The 17964-nt window shown below is 47.9% G+C and carries 14 protein-coding genes and 1 pseudogene; 4 read left to right on the top strand and 11 right to left on the bottom strand.

The genetic code is table 11. From position 1 onward, the window contains the following. Positions 1-34 precede the first annotated feature (34 nt). The 3 genes from JGK14_RS04825 to JGK14_RS04835 form a co-directional block, all read right to left on the bottom strand. Positions 35-1303 carry a M16 family metallopeptidase gene (locus tag JGK14_RS04825; protein WP_293175853.1) on the bottom strand — a complete coding sequence of 423 codons (1269 nt, stop codon included), beginning with the start codon at positions 1301-1303 and terminating at the stop codon, positions 35-37. 7 nt (positions 1304-1310) lie between these two features. Next, entirely contained in the window at positions 1311-1442 is a 132-nt protein-coding gene (locus tag JGK14_RS04830) for a hypothetical protein (protein WP_293175745.1), read from the bottom strand. A gap of 244 nt (positions 1443-1686) precedes the next feature. Then, complete coding sequence (locus JGK14_RS04835; RefSeq protein WP_293231121.1) at positions 1687-2952, bottom strand: M16 family metallopeptidase; 1266 nt, start codon at positions 2950-2952, stop codon at positions 1687-1689. Between the two features lie 319 nt (positions 2953-3271). On the opposite strand from JGK14_RS04835, the gene JGK14_RS04840 reads away from it, so the two are divergent. Continuing rightward, a complete protein-coding gene (locus JGK14_RS04840; RefSeq protein WP_293175742.1) occupies positions 3272-4300 on the top strand; it encodes a hemerythrin domain-containing protein in 1029 nt (342 codons plus the stop codon). 443 nt (positions 4301-4743) lie between these two features. Here the strand turns inward: JGK14_RS04840 and JGK14_RS04845 are convergent, their stop codons facing one another. The 3 genes from JGK14_RS04845 to JGK14_RS04850 form a co-directional block, all read right to left on the bottom strand. Then, positions 4744-7221: an SdrD B-like domain-containing protein gene (locus JGK14_RS04845; RefSeq protein WP_325314817.1), complete on the bottom strand. Its 2478-nt coding sequence runs from the start codon at positions 7219-7221 to the stop codon at positions 4744-4746. 418 nt (positions 7222-7639) lie between these two features. Further along, entirely contained in the window at positions 7640-7993 is a 354-nt protein-coding gene (locus JGK14_RS33990; protein WP_442921427.1) for a zinc ribbon domain-containing protein, read from the bottom strand. A 282-nt stretch (positions 7994-8275) separates the two neighbouring features. Beyond that, the gene (locus JGK14_RS04850; RefSeq protein WP_293175738.1) at positions 8276-10195 is read right to left on the bottom strand and encodes an SdrD B-like domain-containing protein; all 1920 of its coding nucleotides are present in this window, start codon (positions 10193-10195) and stop codon (positions 8276-8278) included. 128 nt (positions 10196-10323) lie between these two features. Here JGK14_RS04850 and JGK14_RS04855 point away from each other — a divergent pair, with 128 nt between their 5' ends. Continuing rightward, positions 10324-11148, top strand: coding sequence for a peptidoglycan-binding domain-containing protein (locus JGK14_RS04855; protein WP_325314818.1), 825 nt, complete (start codon positions 10324-10326; stop codon positions 11146-11148). Positions 11149-11904: 756 nt separating this feature from the next. On the opposite strand, the gene JGK14_RS04860 is transcribed toward JGK14_RS04855, so the two are convergent. The 3 genes and pseudogenes from JGK14_RS04860 to JGK14_RS04870 all read right to left on the bottom strand — a co-directional run bounded on the left by JGK14_RS04860 (position 11905) and on the right by JGK14_RS04870 (position 15217). Further along, positions 11905-13800 carry a DUF1565 domain-containing protein gene (locus JGK14_RS04860; RefSeq protein WP_293197831.1) on the bottom strand — a complete coding sequence of 632 codons (1896 nt, stop codon included), beginning with the start codon at positions 13798-13800 and terminating at the stop codon, positions 11905-11907. Positions 13801-13859: 59 nt separating this feature from the next. Further along, the gene (locus JGK14_RS04865) at positions 13860-13994 is read right to left on the bottom strand and encodes a hypothetical protein (RefSeq protein WP_293197830.1); all 135 of its coding nucleotides are present in this window, start codon (positions 13992-13994) and stop codon (positions 13860-13862) included. A gap of 39 nt (positions 13995-14033) precedes the next feature. Next, positions 14034-15217 (bottom strand): annotated as a pseudogene (locus JGK14_RS04870) (RNA-guided endonuclease InsQ/TnpB family protein). Positions 15218-15317: 100 nt separating this feature from the next. Between JGK14_RS04870 and JGK14_RS04875 the strand changes: the two are divergent. Together JGK14_RS04875 and thiS are read left to right on the top strand one after the other, a co-directional pair. Next, positions 15318-16400, top strand: a complete 1083-nt coding sequence (locus tag JGK14_RS04875) for a thiamine phosphate synthase (RefSeq protein ID WP_293175730.1) — start codon at positions 15318-15320, stop codon at positions 16398-16400. A 99-nt stretch (positions 16401-16499) separates the two neighbouring features. Further along, the gene (gene thiS, locus JGK14_RS04880) at positions 16500-16712 is read left to right on the top strand and encodes a sulfur carrier protein ThiS (RefSeq protein ID WP_293204540.1); all 213 of its coding nucleotides are present in this window, start codon (positions 16500-16502) and stop codon (positions 16710-16712) included. Between the two features lie 387 nt (positions 16713-17099). Here the strand turns inward: thiS and rpmA are convergent, their stop codons facing one another. Continuing rightward, positions 17100-17387 carry a 50S ribosomal protein L27 gene (gene rpmA, locus JGK14_RS04885; RefSeq protein WP_193973153.1) on the bottom strand — a complete coding sequence of 96 codons (288 nt, stop codon included), beginning with the start codon at positions 17385-17387 and terminating at the stop codon, positions 17100-17102. Positions 17388-17415: 28 nt separating this feature from the next. Then, positions 17416-17808 carry a 50S ribosomal protein L21 gene (gene rplU / locus JGK14_RS04890; RefSeq protein ID WP_293175726.1) on the bottom strand — a complete coding sequence of 131 codons (393 nt, stop codon included), beginning with the start codon at positions 17806-17808 and terminating at the stop codon, positions 17416-17418. Positions 17809-17964 lie beyond the last annotated feature (156 nt).

Genomic DNA, 17964 nt, shown 5'->3' on the forward strand with positions numbered 1-17964 from the left:
GAACTTGTGAAAAGTTCGATCGCCCATTTCCTCCTTAACAAACAGCAGCCACGCCCAACTCTGTAATCGCCGCCTCCGGGCCCACCAAAGAAATATACGGTTCGACGAAGTATTTGTGAGCAGCTTCCCTAGCTTCAGCAGCAGTAACTGCCGCAATTTCTGCTTGAAACTGCTCGTCAAATTTAATTCCCAATTCCAGGATTTCGTACCAACCTAAAACTTGGGCAATTTGCGAATTGGTTTGTTTTCCTAAAGCATATTGACCGAGCATTTTATTCTTGCAAGCTTGCAATTCTTCTTCGCTTAGTTGGGTGTTGGCGAGTCGATCGACTTCTGTACGCAATCCTTCAAAAGCAGTCACCGTATTTTCGGGTGCTGTACCCATGTACGCTACAAACTGAGCCGTGTCCAGGCGCGTCGCGTAGAGTGCCGAAACATCGTAAGCTAAGCCCCGCTTTTCCCGCAATTCCACAAACAACCGACTCGACAAACCGTTACCCAAATAGGTATTCAGTAACTTAATCGCTGCATAGTCGGGATTTTTGACCGAGGGCGCGAGGTAGCCCAGCATAATCACTGATTGCTGGGTATCTTGCGCCTTAGCCACGGATTGCGGGGAGGCTTTGAGGGGGGGAACGGTTAAAGTTGGGAGGGGTGTTAAAGGCGCTTTCCAGTCACCAAATGTACGATCGATCAGGGCGATCGCATCTTCGGTAGATATTCTGCCGGCTACCGAAATAACCACATTATCGGGACGGAAATAGGTTTTGTGGAACTGTTCGAGCTCGTTTCTGGTGAGCTTTGACATCGTAGCTTCCGTGCCCAAGGTGGAGAAAGCATAGGGATGTTCCTGATACATGGCGTGTCGCAATTGCTCGAAGGCGATCGCAAATGGTTGTTCTTGTTGCGATCGAATTGCCGATATCGCAATGCGGCGTTCGAGTTCGACTTCAGCTTCCGGGAAAGTGGGCGATCGCATCAATTCCGCAGCCAACTCCAAAATGTCCTGAAAATCGGCAACAACCGTCTTCAAACTCACTAAAAAATAGTCTGTAGTCGAGTCGGTACTCAATCTCGCTCCTACCGATTCTACACGTTCGGCAATTTCTAGCGAAGACAGGCGATCGGTTCCCTTAGTCATTACCGCCGACAGCAAGTGACACAATCCTGCTTGTTCCGGCTGTACGCAGCGGCTACCGGCGCGCAGGAATATCCTAGCTGCAATAATATCTGCTGCTGGATTTTCTGATGCTAAGACAACCATACCGTTGTCTAAAACCGTGCGCTGAATTTCATTTTTCATCATTAATTTAGTTAGTAATTGGGAATCGGTAATGGGGAATCGGTAATGGGTAATTGGTAATGGGTAATTGGTAATTACCAGAAATAATTGGTTGAAAGCCGGAACCTTGATTGGGAGAAATTAAAATCAGACTATTCATTACTCCAATCTTCTTCCTTCGTCAAGTGCTGTCAACTGTCAACTGTCAACTGTCAACTGAATCGATCGCCATTTTGCTATTTTCCATTTGCATTTTGTATGCTGTCAGACCGAGCAGAGCTTGATGCACGATCATACTAAATGTAACAAAATCTATCCCCTAGGGTGCGGGCCAAACACAGAAAACACCGGACAAACCAAGATTTATCCGGTATCAAAGATATTCATATTCTGTCCCTTTACCATCAGACTGGTTTGATCGCCACAGCCGCATAGCGTTGGGGTGAGAGATATTGTTGAGCTAGGCGCTGGAGGTCTGATGGCTTAAATGACTGAATCCTGGTAGGATAGCTGAGCGCTAATTCGGCAGTCGCGATCGTACTGTAATATCCGTAAAGACCAGCTAACTGTCCCGGCGTTTCGAGGGAGAAAGCAAAGTCGTTGCACAGCAAACGCTTGCAGCGCATCAGTTCTGTCTCCGAAACCAGCTCAGATTGCAATTCCCAAAGCCGATCGCAAATTCGAGATTCCACCTCTTCTAGATCCTCGGCTTCCAAGACAGCACTAATCGTAAACAAACTCGATTCCCGTTGTAGCGAGAAAGAGCTTTCGATCGCGTGTACCAATTGTAATTCTTCCCGCAGTTCCCGGACTAAACGCGAACTCCGCCCATCTGCGAGCAACACAGAGATCAAATCCAAGCCGCAAGCACTTTGCAAGTGATCGACTCCCGGCCCAGTCCACGCCATCATCAGTCGCGCTTGTTCCAATCGAGGAAGACAGAGTTCCTGACGGCGAATTTCTACTAACGGCGGTTCGGCTTCGGCGACAAATTTAGGACAATCCCACCTGTCAGAAAACCGATCGAATGCTTTCCCTGTGATATCTCTGGCTTCTTCTTCCTCAATTCCCCCGACTATCACCACAGTCATATTTTCCGGCTGATAGTGCGATCGATGAAAACAGCGCATTTCGTGGGGAGTTCGCGACATCAGCAACTCTTCCGTACCGAGTACCGATCGCCTGTAGGGATGTCGCTGGTAGACTGTTTCCATCATTGCTTGGAAACCCAGCCAATCGGGATCGTCTTGAGATTGTCGGATTTCTTCGAGTACCACATCTCGTTCGCGATCGAATTCCGCATCGGGAATCCCAGCACGCAACAGCAATTCTGCCAGTGGCTGCGCCGTTTCTGCTAAATAATCTGCCCCAGCGTTGACATAAAAATGGGCGTAGTCGTGACTTGTAGCTGCGTTGGCGACACCGCCGCGATTTTCGATTACTTGGTCAAATTCTCCAGGGGCGATCGCATCCGTCCCTTTAAATATCATGTGTTCTAGAAAATGAGCCATTCCCGACCAAGAATCCGGCTCCTTCGTAGCGCCAGCCCTCACCCACACGTCTAGCGCAACCACCGGTGTGGCCGAAATCCGCTGGTGAATGACCGTTAACCCATTGTGCAGCTTCCAGACCTTGGCTGGGAACTCTAAAGCAGTGAGCAGTTGAGACAAGCTAGTTATTCTTAAACTTCAGTTAACTTCGGCTTCAACTATAGTAGCGCTTTACTGATGTGCGATCGGGATTAATTGATACAAAAGTCAGTTGTCAGTTGTCAGTGGGCTGTTGTCTGTGGGTTGTGGTCATTCAGGAAGTAATTTTTGCTTTTTTTAAAACGACCTTAGCCTTAATTACTTACCATTTCTTGGTTTAAAAGTCAATAGGTTGCGCGGGATATTAATGAATCAGTCGGGAGAAAGAGGGAGTAATCAGAATATTTCCATAAATTAAAAGATGTAAGAACACTAAAGACATCGAGAGGAGAAACGACAGATGGTAGCTACCCTTGAAGATACCAAGCGCCAAGCGATCGCGATGAAATTAGCAGACATGAAAGCACTGCAAAACCTGCTGATCGCCAACGAGCAATTGTTCATCAATTCCTGCAACGACTCCGAACTGTGCGATCGCTTCCGGGATATGCTGGAGGACGATCGCAAAAACATGGGCGTATTGGAAACCACGATCGTCCAATACGGGATTCAATCCGAACCCAAAGAAACCACCACAAAAATGATCGAAGAAATTCAGAAACTCATGGAAGGTTCTGAACTCACAATGTTTGAAAAAGTCGGTCAGCACGAACTGCTCAAACACAAACAAACAATGGCCGGCTTGTTAATTCACAAAGCCGCTCAAGTAGTTGGCGCCGACATCGAAGCCGCCATTACTCCCCTCAACACAGTTAACTTTGAAAACCGCGCCCACCAAGAACAACTCAAAGGAGTTCTCGAAATTTTAGGAGTGCGCGAACTCACCGGAAAAGACCCCGATCAAGGCGTTTGGGCCCGCGTCCAAGACGCAATGGCTGCGATGACCGGCATCATCGGCGGTGCAGTTACCCGCACCAAAGAGGAGATGAACATCACCGAAATCATCTCCATGGATCACCGCAAAGTCGATACCATATTCATGGAAATCGAAAAAACCGACAATCCTCAAAAACTGCAAGAATTCTTCGGTCAACTTTACAAAGACTTAAGCGTTCATGCAGAAGCCGAAGAACAAATTGTCTATCCCGCAGTTCGCAGCTACTACAGCGATACCCAAGAACTGTACGACGAGCAAGCAGCAATGAAGCAAATGCTCGCCCAAATCAAGGCTCTCAACCCCAGTTCTTCTGATTTCAAAGCTCAAATCCAACAGCTAAAAAAAGCGGTTCAGGATCACGTTAAGGAAGAAGAAAACGATATGTTCCCTCAAATTCGCCGCAACCTGAGCGAAGCACAAATGGAACAAATGGCTACTCAATTCAAAGAAGCCAAGAGTACAATTCAGCAAGAAATGGCTGGCATTAGCTAATTGAGCAGCGAGCTAATTTCAATTCTAGCTAAAGCTAGAAAACAGCTCAACTGCAACCTATCAATCCCGCCACCAAGATGGCGGGATTACTATTTTAAAAAGCAGGAAAAAAGAAATATGAGGACTAAAGTCCTCAGTACAAACTTAAAAACAAGGTTTGTAGTAAGGAATTTAGTCCTTCTTAAAAACAAGGTTTGTAGTAAGGAATTTAGTCCTTCCTAACCATTAACTACAGATCCGCCGTTGGGATGCAAAATTTTACCTGTGATATAAATAAAGGTTTTGTGGCGGCGGGGAATCGTTCTTTTTGCCGATCGCAGTCTACGACTAAAGACAGTTTGTGCGGCACAAAAGTAAACTGCACCCCAAAACAATGTTTGACGTGCAGCTTAAACTAGCTAATTACTAATAGTTGAGTCTCAAACTAGAGACCCAACTTCAGATTAGAAACCAGTCGGAGAAGTAGCAGGAGCACCTAACAGTAAATCCTTCTTATCTTCAGGCAACACTACAGTTAGTGCACTCGCTGTGCGGCTCAAGCTCATGTCATCAACAAAGCTGATACCTGCATTTTCATTGGCGATCAAGCTGGTATCAATGCTGCTGGCCTTAACCGTAGCATCAAGTCCACCTTCAGTCAGAGGATCGAGGCTAGAAGCAGTTCTTGCTGGAGTCGCTACTGGCGCCGAAGGCGTAGTATTGGGTCCCGGCACGTTAAAGGTAACAGGATTAGGCCCTGTCCGGATCGGGAACGGGTTGGGCACGTTCGGATCGTCGAAAACTTCCAAAACCGAGTAAGTAGCCGGGAACAAATTCGGGAATAGAGCAATCCCTTGTGCGTTCGTTCTCACCAAAGGCTCAGTGGCGGCATCGTAACGATTGTTCCGGTTCAAATCCAAAGTAAATGGAACATTAGCCAGACGAGGTTCGGTTCCGTCTTGTACGCCGTTGCGGTTGTCGTCTCGGAATTTGGGAACTAACAAATCATAGCGGCGAGAGTTACCAATCAAAGCGCAAGTAAAGGTTTGATTGGGGCCCAAAACGATATTGAGCGGTTGAGTCGTCTGGAAGAAACCAGGAGGAGGTACTTCTCGCAGGTTGTAAGTACCGGGACGCAAATTTCTGAAAGCAAAAGTACCAAACTGATCGCTAGTGGTAGTTGCTTCCCCTGCATCCAGGGCGCCGTTGTTATTGGTATCGAGAAAAACAGTAACGCCGCTAATCGCCGGTTCGTTTCCGTCTCGATAGCCATTCAAGTTAAAGTCCTCGAATTTGCAACCAGTGATGTTGCTATTCGGTGTATTGGCAAAAGTAACGTTAGCGTCCTGAGTGCCTAGAGTTACCGGAACACCAGCAGTTGTCGAAGCCGAGAAACCAGCCGGTACGACTTCCCGCACCGTGTAATTGCCCAGTTGCAAGTTGGTAAATGCTCCTCTTCCTTGAGCATTCGTCTGTATTTGTTGTTCTCCGGCCTCAGGAGTGCCATTATTGTTGGTGTCTAGGAAGACAGTGACACCGCTAATTGGTGCTTCACCCTGAATAGGCTCGAAGCGACCGTTTCCGTTCAGGTCATTGTATTTGAATACAGTGATGTTAGGTAGAGTGTTTCCCACACCAGAATTACTTCCATTCCCAGTATTAGCTCCCACAGGAGTAAAGATAACTGCTGGTGAGGGGTTAGTCGCTGGGAAAGGTAAAGGGGTGTTGGCAAAAATCGGCCGCTCGCCTGTGGCCGCGATCGATCTTTCCCCAGCCTGTTGAACGCCGTCGCGGTTGGTATCTACGAATTTAGGGTCGTTTGGTTTCAGTGTATAGGTTGAATCTGTTACCAAGATCGGTTGCTCTCTGCTGATCGTACCCTGGAACCGTGCTTGCGGGCCTGGTGCCGAAACCAGAGCGGGGTTAGGAGTAGTTGCCACTGGAGCATTGAGGTTGCCTGGGGCGCCACCACCGGGCAGTGTCGCTGGAAAAATTTCCAAGACAGAGTAATTGGCAGCTCTCAAATCCCTGAAGGTAGCAACTCCGTTTACATCGGTGATAGCGATGGGTTCTGAGGCTTGATCCCAGCGACCGTTCCCGTTCAAATCTAAAATGAAGGGTACGTTAGCAATGGGGGGTTCAAAAACTCCATTGACCACATTTCGCGTGCCACTGCGGTCATTGTCCCGAAATTTGTTAATTTCAATTTGATAGAGGGGAGTGTCGCCAACTTGAGCGCAGGCAAAGGTTTGACCGGGGGCTACCGTTACGTCCAGTACAGGGATGTTGTTGGGTGGGGTGCTTTGGGGGAAATCTCTTTCTAGGGGTTCTCCGTTGATACCGTTGACTCGTTCTTCCCGAACTCTGTATGTTCCAGGTGTTACATTAAACGACCACGAACCATTTTTGTCTGATAATGTGTTAAGTTCCCCTGCATCTAATCGGCCGTTGGGGACGCTGCCGTTGCTGCCATCAAGATATATCCTGACATTTTTAATCCCCGGTTCATTCCCGTCTCGAAAGCCGTCGGCATCTATGTCTAAGTATTTGCATCCAACAATCCGGCTGCCCACAAGCTGGGTGTTGCCAAAGAAAACGTTGGTGTTTGTGTTTCCAACAGTGACAGCGAGGGGATTCGGAGTCGTGGTACGGAAACCAGCCGGTACTGTTGTTTCTGTGACTACGTAGTTGCCGGGAACCAGATTTATGAACGAGAACCCTCCGTTAGCGTCTGTAAGGACGGAGATATCGCCTGTATCTAATCGGCCGTTGCTGCCGATCGCAGGTTCGAGGAGAATGGGAATGTTTGCCAGACCTGGTTCATTTGCCTGTCTGATCCCATCCGCGTTCAAGTCATTGAACTTGATACCTAAAATTGCCGGGCCTGTATTCCCAACCTGTAATTGCTGGGCAATCCGCTCTTCGCTAGTTAAATTTGCCATGATTTCTCTCCTTCACACCTAAATCCACGTAAATTACAGACTACTGTATGGGTTTGTCAATAGCTGAGTAGTTTTTGCTAGTCGCTGACAATTGCCACTCGATTTTACATACGTCTGTGCTTGAGGTAATGTTCCCCATCTCACACAACAATGCCTCAAGCTTTGTCGCTGGCCAGTATATCAGGTTTTGAAGAGCCCTGGCAATTTGAGGGCAACATCTTTAAGATTTGCACGCCTTCTCTCTCCGTACATACTTGCTGGTTTGAGCTCTAAAAAGGCCTTGATTGAGTGCTCCAGCCGATCGCAAGTCGGGCGGCATCGTTCAGGTTTGTCATGGTTTGCTGTAAACAGACGATCGCAGGCTCTGGGATTGCCTCTTCACAACAAGCTCTTCACAACAAGCTTTAGACCGATCGAGCTACCGGACTGGATATGATTTGCTTTCCCTGAAAATATGCCGATCGGGGTTAGGGGAACTGTCTGATAGTTTCTGACTTACGCTCAATGCTACAGATACATTTAACCCGGCAAATCCAGGACTAAGCCTGATACTACCGTGTATGGCAAGACAGAAAAAGCTGCAAGCTCTCCTGTCAAGGAGGTATCTCTCAAAGCTTTCAACAAGATATTGAAAGCGCCATTTGAATTTATGTCCACACTTTGAACGGGTTTTTGATATGTATTCTTCCGTTATGCCTACTACAAAACTGCCATATTTAACAGCTTGATGCTTCAACATTTCCTGGAAACGATAATGACTCAAAGTGACCATGCTCTTAGCTGTTTTAGTCGCTAAAGCATTTTTTTTCTCAATCTACACTACCAGCTTTTACCTAATTATTCAAGAAGTTTCTAGAAAATCATTTACTTTGTATCAACAGCCTCTGAAATATTTCACCCAATATACAACAAGCCAGCTTCGGGGTTCCCGGAACTTACGCTTGAGTCTTGGACGCTGCCAAGAATAGGGTATCACGCGATCGCCCTTTAATCTGTTCCTGATTTTTATTTGCAGTTTGGCATTCCGGGCGATCGAGCTTTATTCAAAACTAAATCACCTACCCGAACGAGTTTCCAGATCCCAATTAATTAATTCATTGGTCTTGACAAATCCGGCGATTTGTGGACTAGGCTCCCAAATGACATTTTGTTGCCCAAAGTTAGGAATATTGCCTACATTCGCGGCAGGTCGATCGAGCAAAAGATCGCTAATTTGATAACTATCGCGACCCGCGATCGCCAGCGAGGTATCCGCCCCCATATTGCCTACAGGTTCGCCCCCATAGCTAGCATCCGTCAGCGGGTCGCCTTTCAAGGATTTAGCCGATGGCTTACGCCCCGCTACGCTACGACTTTCAGGATCTCCAGTCAGCAAATCGATGCTGCTAGCCCGAACATCTGCCGAGACAACCACCAGCGCAGGCGGAGTTGTTTGAATGAAACCGGGCGGCGGAACTTCCCTAATGATGTAACTACCTACCGGAACATTGCGGAAACTGTAATTGCCCTGACTGTCGCTAAAGTTACTGGCTTCGCCCGGATCTAAACGGCTGTTGTTATTGAGGTCAATGTAAATTTGGGTATTGGCGATCGGCGGTTCCCCGGGGTCTAGGCGGCCGTTGGCATTAAAATCGTTAAATTTCACACCGCTAATCGTACCAGTCACCAACACGTTACCAAAGCTGAGATTGGTGGCATTTGTGCCGTTACCCACGGCGATCGGAGTCGGATTTGGCGTAGTTTGTCGGAAACCGGGCTGCGGGACTTCTCTCACCGAATAAATGCCTTGGGGCAAATTGATAAAAGAGAAATTACCTTGGGGGTTTGTTAAAGTCGAAGGTTCGTTGGGATCTCGGACATTGTTGTTGTTGGTGTCGAGGTAAATCGGCCAGTTGGCAACTCTCGGTTCCGTCGGTTCGTTGACACCGTTAGCGTTGAGGTCGTTGAACTTAAAGCCGCTGATGCTGCCGGTGGGGAAATTGTTGCCGAAATTGACCCCGACAGCGTTGGTATTGCCCGTAATGTCGATCGACCCTGGATTTGGCGTAGTCTGTATCCATCCCGGTTGCTGAACTTCCCTCACCAAATACCGGCCCGGGGAAACATTGGCAAAAGTGTAGTTGCCTTGGGGGTTTGTGATGGTATTGGGTTCCCCCGGATCTAACCTGTTGTTGGCGTTGAGGTCGAGGTAAATTTGCCAGTTAACCAGAGGCGGATCTGTCGCGTCTCGGACACTGTTGGCATTGAGGTCATTGTATTTGAGACCGCTGATGCTGCCGACAAAAAACACATTGCCAAAGTTAATATCTGTGGTGGTCACATTGGAAGTAACGTTAACCGGGCCCGGGTCGGGGGTAGTTTGGCGAAAACCCGGTTGCTGGACTTCTCTCACCAAATATGTATTTGCAGGAATATTGACAAAAGCGTAATTCCCTTGAAGGTTTGTAATAGTAGAAGGTTCGCCACCGTCTAGCCGATTGTTGCGGTTGAGGTCGAGGTAAATCTGCCAGTTAGCTAGGGGCGGTTCCCCCGGATCGAGGCGAGCATTGCTGTTGATGTCGTTGAATTTTGTACCTGCGATCGTCCCAGCGTTGAAATTATTGCCAAAATTAATATTGCTAGCATTTGTCCCGCTGGTTATTGTTATGGGTGCGGGATTCGGGGTAGTTTGGCGAAAGTTCGGCTGCTGGACTTCCCTAACTTGATAAGTTCCCGGTGGCAGGTTGGCAAAGATGTAGTTGCCTTGGGCGTTGGTGAGGGTGGAAGGTTCACCGCCGTCGATCCGGTTGTTGTTGTTGAGGTCGAGGTAGATTTGCCAGTTGGGAATTGGCACATCACTGCCGTCGGGCCGCCCGTTGGCGTTGAAGTCGTTGTATTTGTTGCCGCTGATGCTGCCGACTTGGAAGTTGCCGATGTTGACATTGCCGATGTCTATTTGGCTAGCGGTTCTGGTGGGGTTGCTGGATTCGGTCATGGTGTTGAAGAAGGCCCAATGAACGCGGTTTAATCTTTAGCTCTACGGCAATCTAGCAGTTTTTTTGCCAATTGCAGCTATTTTAGGGGATTAATTTTTTTATCAAAGGGAAGGACTGGGAATCAAAAATGCCCTGTTTGGCCGATGCCCTGTTTGGCCGATGCCCTGTTTGGCCGATGCCCTGTTTGGCCGATGCCCTGTTTGGCCAATGCCCAATTTTTTCCAGATTTGATGTACGATCGCTACCAAGTTTTGTATCGGTCGAATTTCCCATGTCCCAAAACCTGACAGCAAGCTGGAATAAAGCCCGCGAAGTTCCGAGTTTACTCCTCGGCTGGAGTTTGTGCGGTTTATTGGCACTGGGCGCGATCGCCTCTACTCCTGCTAATGCACAGCTACCAACATCTGAACCAGGCAATAATAACAGCCCGATCGCCCAAACAGGTGCGATCGTCCGCCCCGCGCTCAAAATCGGCAGTCGCGGCTCAGATGTTACCGAACTCCAAGCTGCTCTTAAATTATTGGGATTTTATAACGGCGAGGTAGACGGGATTTTCTCGCAAAGCACCGCTAAAGCTGTGTCTCAGTTTCAGGAAGCAGCAGGCATCGCCCCAGACGGCATAGTCGGTCAAAATACTTGGAACCGGCTGTTTCCAGCGACTCCGGACGCTAGTGTTGAAAAGCCGATCGCCAACGCTCCTGCAACCCCCGAAAACTCGGAGATTAGCCCTCAACCGCAGCCCACCAATTTTCCTGTTTTGAGAAGACGAATGCGGGGGCCGGCAGTCAGAGAGTTGCAAGAGCGACTGAGGGCCAAGGGATTTTTGCGCGCGAGTGCTGACGGCGTGTTCGGGCGCGAAACTGAAGTTGCTGTCAAGGCTGCTCAACGAAAATATCAACTACCAGCAGACGGCATTGTCGGCCGCGCTACTTGGGAAGCCCTGCTGCGTTGAGAGCAAACAAATCTTGCCGGATATGCACATTGGGAGATCTGGCGATCGTACAAATTGTTAATAATCGATTTCTGAAGTATTTCGGTGCGTCAAAAAGTGTCAAGTTTCGTAAACAAAGTAGAGTTAGTGCAGAATTGGTGTTAGTTTAAATACATGAGGGGCAGAAACCAAGCAGCACAAAAAACTTGGATAAAAAAATTTGAATTAGAGTGTTTGTCCCGCTCGGCTCTAGTTCGCAGGCAACGCCTGAATCGTGTAGTTTATTAGCAGATAAAAGAAAGGTTGATATTGCGCTCGGAATTTGTGAAATAGCTTGAGGCGATTTGAGAAATCGAAAGTTATCAAGTTAGAATTGCGATCGCACAATCAAACACAGAAGTCTGAATAGGCTCCGCTAATAGCTAGCTCCCTCGCAGAGCAGTTGCCAAAAAGTTCACCTTAGTAGTAGTTGTTTGCTGAATTTCAGCAGAGCTAAAAACCCACTTGAATCAATTTAACTCACAAATGTTTTAGGGTCTGGCATCCGATATGCTAGGCCCTAAAATAGTTGACAGTTGACAGTTGACAGTTGACAGTTGGTAGTGGACAGTTGACAAACTAATAGACCTCTTGCAAAAGTTCTTTTAATAAAATTTTGGAACGGGCAAGATGCCCGTTTCACAAGAAAAAACATTTTTTTTGGAACGGGCATCTTGCCCGTCCTAGTTATTTTTGGAAGATATCAACTGACAACTGACAACTGTCAACTGTCAACTGTCATTTGATATCTTCGATCCGAGCATTCAAGCCATTAGCGGTGAGAATTTGTAGCAATTCTTCAGCTTTTTCGCGTTCTTGAAAAACACCAGCTTGAATCACCGATCGCCCGTTGGTAAAAGTCCGAAAAGCATCGGGAACCAAAGATAGCATTTTTTGTCGATCGCCCGAACTCTCGGCATCCACCACAACTCGATACCGGAAACCTAAAGCAGAAGCTCGATCGACTGACGGCGAATTTTCGGAATCGGGCAGAGAATTCCCCCCTAAACCAGCGGGTACGTAGCCACCCCTTCCTAGAGGAATGTTGCGGCCCGGAACCGGCAATTTACCCTCGGAAGTAATCGCACTCGAACTATCAAAATTGGGCGGAATCATTGGTTGTTGTACCGAACTTTCTCGAACGGATCTAGCATCTGGATCGGGTACAGGAATTGCGATCGCCCCTGTTCCTTCAGCAGCAGCATCGGCGTTTCTCGGAGGAAGCAGAGGCCGCAACTGAGTGCTGGCGGGTGCCGGTCGCCTGGAAACTGGCGCTGGTGGCGCAATTGGCGCTCTTTCAACCCTGGGAGTTAATCGCCCGGGAGTGTAAGCAGGGAGAGAAGTTTCTGGGCCGCCGATACTCGAAGGTCGATCGACCCTTAGCTGCAAAGCAGTTCCCGCAATGGGTGGAGGCGGGCTAAAAGTTCCCGCCACATCAACCGATCCCGTTGTCCGATTGCTCAACAATTGATTGCCGTAAGCGGGGATTACTTGACCTTTCGCCGCATTGTTTATATCGTACTGGCCGTTATTGCGAATCACATTCCCCCCCGGTTCCGCCGAAGTTCCCAAATCTGGCAGAGCTCTGGATATCGCCACAATTCCATCTCGGCGATTGCTTTCGATATAATTGTTGCGAAGTATCGGTCTGGCATCAGCTTGCACCACCACGCCGTCTTTATTCCGAGTAATTTTGTTGCCGATTAACAAAGGCGAAGCGTTCTGGGCGACATTCACCCCAAATCCGGTGTCTTCAAACACATTATCTCGAACTTCCGGGCGAGACTCCCCAAAAATCGTAATCCCGTTAGCTCCATTTTTCGAGAAAAAATTCCCGCCAATCGTCGGCCTTCCAGTACCAACTACCGAAATGCCGTCGTGAGTGCTACCTGAAAAAGTATTGTTAACAACCGTCGGAGAACTCGATTCGATCCACAAAGCGTAACCGCGATAGTTGGTATTTGTTACCGTCACCCCGCTGAGTCCTGCCCCGTCTGCGCCTAAAATCGCGATATTTTGACCAGCCGAAGTCGGACTGATAAATTCTCCTCCGCCTTTGATGACAATATTTTGGCCGCGAGTGTTGGGATTTCCTTGAACAGTCACGCTGGGCCTGAGCATTAATGGAAATTTTTCGCCGCTTTGAGCGCTGTAAGTACCGGGCGCTAGTAAAATCGCGGTTTTCGGCGGGGCGACGCTGAGGGCGTAGGTGAGGGTTTTGAACGGCGCTCCATCGCTGCCATTACCTGCTGTGTCGCTGCCACCGCTGGAACTCACGTAGAGTATGTTAATGTCGCTGTCTGGCGCTTGGGAAAGTAGCTGCACGGAGCCGGTCTCGACAGCGATCGCCGAGGATTGAGGGTGGCAAAAAGCCGTGCTGGCAAAGACGAGGAGCAGGCAAGAACTTAAACTCTTGCTTGGCAATCGACTTTTTTTGCACTTGCTCTGTTTGGAATTTAGGATCATAAAAAAACACAATTTATCTTTGAGCCAAATTTCGCATCCCGTGTTTCGTGTCGGGTTTGCGCGATCGCAGTTTAATGTCACCCACCTGCTGGGGTTTTCTGCTGTTAATCTTTTGTTTTGTCCTGCTAACCTAACGGCTTTCCTCCGAAGTGTGGTATGCAGCTTCACGATTCCACTCTGATCAAGTTTGCTCTATTATGCTTTGTTTTCTTGAAATGCCATAAAACTTAAAAATTTGTCAAATTTAGATCGGTTGATGGCAGAATTAGGTCGATCGCCTTCACCACAATCTTGAGGGCATGGGAGAATGTAGCAGTTTGACCGCTAGCACTTAGTTTAATCAAGGTGGTTCTGATTGACATCCTCCCCGCCTTCTTAACGGCGAGGATTCCTAAGCATCACTACTTAGGTTTCTGCTTCTTCCCTTTGAGGGGTTTCGCACCAGCCTTAACAGATTTACTCTGTTCGGGTCTGACGGTCGCTCCACAGACTGATACGGCAAGTCCTGCCGCCAAAATGTTTTTTGCCGCATTGATATCTCGATCGTGGTGCGTTTTACACTGAGGGCAATCCCACTCCCTGATATTCAACGGCAGATTTTCAACGATGTGACCGCAATTGCCACACCGTTTTGAACTCGGAAACCATCTGTCAATCTTGATTAAAGTACGACCGTACCAATCGCACTTGTATTCAAGTTGCCTGACCAATTCACCCCAACTTGCATCGCTTATAGCTAGGGCTAGTTTCCGGTTCTTGACCATATTCTTCACAGCTAAATTCTCGACGGCGATGGTTTGGTTCTCGCGCACCAACCGCGTTGTTAACTTGTGAAGGTTATCTTTTCTTGCATCGGCGATTTCTTGATGCACTCTCGCTACTTTAATCCGTGCTTTGTCTCGGTTGTTTGACCCTTTGAGCTTTCGGTTTAAAGCTTTATGCGCTCTTCTCAACTTGCGATATTTTACCTTGAATCCTTTGGGATTGGCAATCTTTTCGCCCGTACTAAGAGCAAGTAAACTTGTAATGCCCAAGTCAATACCAACTTGATTGCCTGAAGGAGGTAACGCCTCAATCTCAACATCCACCAATAGAGAAACCGACCACCTGCCAGACGGGGAAAGCTTTACGGTGATAGTTGATGGTGTCGCACTCGTCGGCAATGTTCGGCTCCAGCGAATAGGCAATGCTTGCGCGCATTTTGCTAAATAGACTTGTCCATTCTTGAACTTAAATGCCGACTTGGTGAACTCTGCACTACCACCGTTTCGTTTTTTTTTAAGTTAGGATACTTTGCCCGCCCATCAAAAAAGTTAGTGTAAGCAGTTTGTAAGTGACGCAAACACTGCTGTAACGGTACGCAACTAACTTCGTTGAGAAAATCTAGTTCTTCAGTTTTCTTCCATTCTGTTAGCATACTAGAAGTCTCAGCATACCCTACTCGTTTTTGGTCTTTGTACCATGCCTCGGTTCTTACAGCCAAGGCACGGTTATATACTAAACGAGCGCAACCCATTGTCCGTCGCAACAAACTTTCTTGTTCCGGCGTTGGGTAGAATCGATAGCTGAAGGCTTTTAGTGTCATATTTACAGTCTAGCATTTCGATTGTGATATTACGCTAGACTCAATGTAAAATCTTTGTAAAGCCGTCGTAGAACGACGGGGTTTCTACCAATTTTTCTGAATGACCGAGAAACAAAACAGAACTTTACCGGCACAGCCAGCCCTCTGCCGGATTTTAGATGCAAATCTAGATCGATCGCGCGAAGGGTTGAGAATTATTGAAGAATGGTGCAGGTTTGGTCTCAACAGCGCCGATTTAGCCCTCGTGTGCAAGCAATTGCGCCAGGAATTGGCTTTTTGGCACACCCCAGAATTACGCAGCGCTAGGGATACGCCGGCAGATCCGGGTACGGAGTTGACTCACCCGCAGGAAGAACAGCGTGGCAGCATTCAGCAGCTACTGGCGGCGAATTTTTGTCGGGTGGAGGAAGCTTTGCGGGTACTGGAAGAGTACGGTAAAGTTTACGATCCGAATATGGGCAAGGCTTTTAAGCAGATGCGCTATCGAGTGTATACTCTCGAAAGCGATTTGCTGGCTTACCGGCGCTACCAACAGTTACTTCGATCGCAGTTATACCTTGTAACCTCCCCCAAATACAACTTTTTAACAATCGTGGAAGCTGCTTTGCAAGGCGGAGTGACGTTGGTGCAGTACCGCGACAAAGCCTCAGACGACGGGGTAAAGCTGGCGAATGTGCGGCAGCTTTGCGAACTTTGTCACCGCTACGATGCTTTGTTGATTGTGAACGATCGCGTGGATTTGGCGATCGCCGCGGATGCTGACGGCGTACACTTAGGACAGCAAGATTTGTCTGTAGCGGAAGCGCGCAAGTTGCTCGGCCCGGGACGGATCATCGGTAGTTCCACGACGAATGGCGAAGAAATGCAGCGAGCGATTGATGCGGGAGCAGATTATATTGGAGTTGGGCCAGTGTACGAAACTCCAACGAAGGCAAACAAGCCGGCGACGGGTTTGGACTACGTGCGGTATGCTGCTAGTAAGTCGCCTGTTCCTTGGTTTGCGATCGGCGGAATAGACATCAACAACCTCGATGAAGTATTGAATGCCGGAGCTCAAAGAGTTGCCACAGTGCGATCGATTATGGATGCAGAACAGCCTACTTTAGTCACGCAATTTTTCATCTCGCAGTTGATTCGGATGCAGAATTTGAAAGCTCAGAAAGCTTTGCAGGCGACAACCTAGGTTGATTGGCGATTTATCGGGCGGGTTTCGTGCACGAATTCTGTGGATAAAATATAATTTTTGTACAAAACCCGCCCTGAAACTGATAATATTTGAGTGATGACAAATCAAATTGCGCTGCAAGTTAACGGAGAAAATCGCAATTGTGCGATCGACACACCGTTACCAAAATTACTAGAACAATTAGGATTAAACCCGCGCTTAGTAGCTGTGGAGTACAACGGCGAAATCCTGCACAAACAATTTTGGGAAACCACACAGATAAAAGAGGGCGACATCCTAGAAGTTGTGACAATCGTCGGAGGAGGCTAACAGGTACGTAGTTGGGCTTCAGCCCTCTTCCAGGTACGTAGTTGGGCTTCAGCCCTCTTCCAGGTACGTAGTTGGGCTTCAGCCCTCTTCCAGGTACGTAGTTGGGCTTCAGCCCTCTTCCAGGTACGTTGTTGGGCTTCAGCCCTCTTCCAGGTACGTTGTTGGGCTTCAGCCCTCTTTCGACTTGTAAAAAAAGCAAATTACTAGCCTAACAACCCCATTTCTGGCTACGTACCTGAATTTGGAGGGCTAAAGCCCAACAACGTACTTAATTTGGAGGGCTAAAGCCCAACAACGTACTTAATTTGGAGGGCTAAAGCCCAACAACGTACCTGAATTTGGAGGGCTAAATATGAATTCCCAGGCAAAACCCAGGAAGGCATAAAATTAAACTGCTACAGCTTCAGCCACAGGTGCTGCTACAACAGGATAAATACTGACTTTCTTGCGAGTCTTACCCTTTCTTTCAAAAGTCACCACACCATCAACCAAAGCAAAAAGAGTATCATCTCTGCCGATACCAACATTATTACCAGGGTGAACTTTCGTGCCGCGTTGACGAATCAAAATGTTGCCAGCTTTGACAACTTGACCGCCATACTTTTTGACACCCAGACGCTGAGAATTAGAATCGCGTCCGTTACGTGTACTGCCTGTACCTTTCTTGTGGGCCATAGTATCCTCAAACTGTATTTACTATTGTTTATTCTGATTCAATTTCGCCGGTTTGGGGAGCTTCAACAACTTCTTGAGTTAAATCTCTCGCTGCCAAAACAACACCATTGACTGTAATAGAGTCAATCATAAAACGAGTTGTTTCTTGACGGTGCCCTTTTTTCTTCCGAGTTTTCTTTTTCGGCTTCATCTTGTAGACGAGGACTTTGCGGCCCCGGAAATGCCGCAGCACAGTTCCTTCTACTGTGGCATTTTCTACCAGAGGCTGGCCGATGTGAACATCGTCTTCGTGCTGGATCAGAAATACTTTGTCGATCGTGACTTTGGATTCAGCTTCGACGTGAAGCAGTTCGATGTCGTAGAAGCGGCCTGGTTCTACCCGAAATTGTTTGCCGCCGGTTTCAATGATTGCGTAAGTCATGGGATGGTTGTTGAGATTGCCGTACAGGTAGCTGAGTAGTCAGTTGACAGTTGACAGTTGACAGTTGACAGTTGACAGTTGTCAATTGTTAATAACTTTTGGCTGTGGACTGCTCTCCAGCTTTTGGAATGTCTTAACCTGATCCGAGCCGGATTT

Source organism: Microcoleus sp. PH2017_28_MFU_U_A, from assembly GCF_020738035.1.
GTDB lineage: Bacteria > Cyanobacteriota > Cyanobacteriia > Cyanobacteriales > Microcoleaceae > Microcoleus.

Coding starts and splice junctions, on each gene's coding strand:
- JGK14_RS04825 (WP_293175853.1), bottom strand. CDS start 1,303: ATGAAAAATGAAATTCAGCGCACGGTTTTAGACAACGGTATGGTTGTC.
- JGK14_RS04830 (WP_293175745.1), bottom strand. CDS start 1,442: ATGAATAGTCTGATTTTAATTTCTCCCAATCAAGGTTCCGGCTTTCAA.
- JGK14_RS04840 (WP_293175742.1), top strand. CDS start 3,272: ATGGTAGCTACCCTTGAAGATACCAAGCGCCAAGCGATCGCGATGAAA.
- JGK14_RS04845 (WP_325314817.1), bottom strand. CDS start 7,221: ATGGCAAATTTAACTAGCGAAGAGCGGATTGCCCAGCAATTACAGGTT.
- JGK14_RS33990 (WP_442921427.1), bottom strand. CDS start 7,993: ATGGTCACTTTGAGTCATTATCGTTTCCAGGAAATGTTGAAGCATCAA.
- JGK14_RS04850 (WP_293175738.1), bottom strand. CDS start 10,195: ATGACCGAATCCAGCAACCCCACCAGAACCGCTAGCCAAATAGACATC.
- JGK14_RS04855 (WP_325314818.1), top strand. CDS start 10,324: ATGCCCTGTTTGGCCGATGCCCTGTTTGGCCGATGCCCTGTTTGGCCG.
- JGK14_RS04865 (WP_293197830.1), bottom strand. CDS start 13,994: ATGTCAATCAGAACCACCTTGATTAAACTAAGTGCTAGCGGTCAAACT.
- JGK14_RS04875 (WP_293175730.1), top strand. CDS start 15,318: ATGACCGAGAAACAAAACAGAACTTTACCGGCACAGCCAGCCCTCTGC.
- thiS (WP_293204540.1), top strand. CDS start 16,500: ATGACAAATCAAATTGCGCTGCAAGTTAACGGAGAAAATCGCAATTGT.
- rpmA (WP_193973153.1), bottom strand. CDS start 17,387: ATGGCCCACAAGAAAGGTACAGGCAGTACACGTAACGGACGCGATTCT.
- rplU (WP_293175726.1), bottom strand. CDS start 17,808: ATGACTTACGCAATCATTGAAACCGGCGGCAAACAATTTCGGGTAGAA.